The organism is Massilia sp. BGA-UO-ETr-WB1 (genome assembly GCF_059567845.1).
Window position 1 is genome coordinate 1 of sequence record NZ_JCAQOT010000011.1, and the last position, 2,814, is coordinate 2,814.

The 2,814-nt window shown below is 69.4% G+C and carries 1 protein-coding gene; it reads right to left on the reverse strand.

Translation table 11 applies throughout. From position 1 onward, the window contains the following. Window positions 1-2,814 (reverse strand): beta strand repeat-containing protein (locus tag AC56DV_RS01325; RefSeq protein ID WP_496312511.1); only part of this gene is annotated, 2,814 nt, incomplete at both ends.

A 2,814-nucleotide genomic window follows, 5' to 3' on the forward strand; every position in this document is an offset into this window, starting at 1 on the left:
CCAGGTTGGCGGTCGACAGGGCGGCGATCTGGCGCGAGGTCAGGCCGGACGCCTGGGTGCTGCTCAGGGCGACGATCTGGGTGGTGGTCAGGCCGTTGGCGATGACGTTGGTGCTCAGGGCACCCATCTGCGCGCTGGTCAGCGCGGCGATCTGGGTGGTGGTCAGCGCGGCGAACTGGGCGGTGCTCAGGCCGGACAGGGCGCTGGTCTTCAGCGCCACGAAGTCCGCCGTTTCCATCGCCGCCAGGTCCACCGTTTCCATCGCGCCCAGCTGGGCCGAGGTCAGGGCGCCTGCTTGGGCGGTGGTCAGGCCGATCACCTGCGCCGAGGTCAGGCCGGCAACCTGCGACGAGGTCAGCGCGGCGATGGTGGCGGTCTTCAGCGCGGCCACATCCACCGTTTCCATGGCCGCCAGGTTGGCGGTCGACAGGGCGGCGATCTGGCGCGAGGTCAGGCCGGACGCCTGGGTGCTGCTCAGGGCGACGATCTGGGTGGTGGTCAGGCCGTTGGCGATGACGTTGGTGCTCAGGGCGCCCATCTGCGAGCTGGTCAGCGCGGCGATCTGGGTGGTGGTCAGCGCAGCGAACTGGCCGGTGCTCAGGCCGGCGACGGCGCTGGTCTTCAGCATCACGAAGTCCGCCGTTTCCATCGCGGCCAGGTCCACCGTTTCCATGCCGGCCAGCTGGCTGGAGGTCAGGGCGCCGGCTTGGGCGGTGGTCAGGCCGATCACCTGGGCCGAGGTCAGCGCGGCAACCTGGGCCGAGGTCAGCGCGGCAATGGTGCCGGTCTTCAGCGCAGCCACATCCACCGTTTCCATGGCGGCCAGGTTGGCGGTCGACAGGGCGACGATCTGGCGCGAGGTCAGGCCGGCAGCCTGGGTGCTGCTCAGGGCCACCACTTGCGCGGTGGTCAGGCCGTTGGCGATGACGTTGGTGCTCAGGGCGCCCATCTGCGAGCTGGTCAGCGCGCCGATCTGGGTGGTGGTCAGCGCAGCGAACTGGCTGGTGCTCAGGCCGGCCACGGCGCTGGTCTTCAGCATCACAAAGTCCGCCGTTTCCATCGCGGCCAGGTCCACCGTTTCCATCGCGGCCAGCTGGCCGGAGGTCAGCGCGCCGGCTTGGGCGGTGGTCAGGCCGATCACCTGGGCCGAGGTCAGCGCAACAACCTGCGTCGAGCTCAGGGCGGCGACGGTGGACGTCTTCAGCGCCGCCACATCAACCGTTTCCATGGCCGCCAGGTTGGCGGTCGACAGGGCGGAGATCTGGCGCGAGGTCAGGCCGGAAGCCTGGGTGCTGCTCAGGGCCACCACTTGCGCGGTGGTCAGGCCGGCGGAGATGACGTTGGTGCTCAGGGCACCCATCTGCGAGCTGGTCAGCGCGCCGATCTGGGCGGTGGTCAGCGCGGCGAACTGGCTGGTGCTCAGGCCGGCGATGGCGTTGGTCTTCAGGGCCTGGAAGTCCGCCGTTTCCATGGACGCCAGATTGGCGGTGGTCAGCGCGGCAACCTGGGCCGAGGTCAGGCCGGAAGCCTGGGTGCTGCTCAGGGCGACGATTTGCGCGGTGGTCAGGCCGTTGGCGATGATGTTGGTGCTCAGCGCCCCCATCTGCGAGCTGGTCAGCGCGGCGATCTGGGTGGTGGTCAGCGCAGCGAACTGGCTGGTGCTCAGGCCGGTGATGGCGCCGGTCTTCAGTGCCACGAAGTCCGCCGTTTCCATCGCCGCCAGGTCCACCGTTTCCATCGCGCCGAGCTGGCCGGAGGTCAGCGCGCCGGCTTGGCTGGTGGTCAGGCCGATCACCTGCGCCGAGGTCAGCGCGGCGACTTGCGACGAATTCAGCGCCGAGATGGTCGAGGTCTTCAGCGCGGCGAAGTCCACCGTTTCCATCGCCGCCAGATTGGCGGTCGACAGGGCGGCGATCTGGCGCGAGGTCAGGCCGGATGCCTGCGTGCTGCTCAGGGCCACCACTTGCGCGGTGGTCAGGCCGTTGGCGATGATGTTGGTGCTCAGCGCGCCCATCTGCGAGCTGGTCAGCGCGCCGATCTGGGTAGTGGTCAGCGCAGCGAACTGGCTAGTGCTCAGGCCGGCCAGGGCGCCGGTCTTCAGCGCCACGAAGTCCGCCGTTTCCATCGCGGCCAGGTCCACCGTTTCCATCGCGCCCAGCTGGGCCGAGGTCAGGGCGCCGGCTTGGGCGGTCGTCAGGCCGATCACTTGCGCCGAGGTCAGCGCAGCGACTTGCGACGAGTTCAGCGCGGCGACGGTGGCGGTCTTCAGCGCGGCCACATCAACCGTTTCCATGGCGGCCAGGTTGGCGGTCGACAGGGCGGCGATCTGGCGCGAGGTCAGGCCGGACGCCTGGGTGCTGCTCAGGGCGACGATTTGCGCGGTGGTCAGGCCGTTGGCGATGATGTTGGTGCTCAGGGCGCCCATCTGCGCGCTGGTCAGCGCGGCAATCTGGGTGGTGGTCAGCGCCGCGAACTGGGCGGTGCTCAGGCCGGCCAGGGCGCTGGTCTTCAGCGCCACGAAGTCGACCGTTTCCATCGCGGCCAGGTCCACCGTTTCCATCGCACCCAGTTGGGCCGAGGTCAGGGCGCCGGCCTGGGCGGTGGTCAGGCCGATCACCTGTGCCGAGGTCAGGCCGGCAACCTGCGACGAGGTCAGCGCGGCAATGGTGGCGGTCTTCAGCGCGGCCACATCCACCGTTTCCATGGCGGCCAGGTTGGCGGTCGACAGGGCGGTGATCTGGCGCGAGGTCAGGCCGGAAGCCTGGGTGCTGCTCAGGGCGACGATTTGCGCGGTGGTCAGGCCGTTGGCGATGA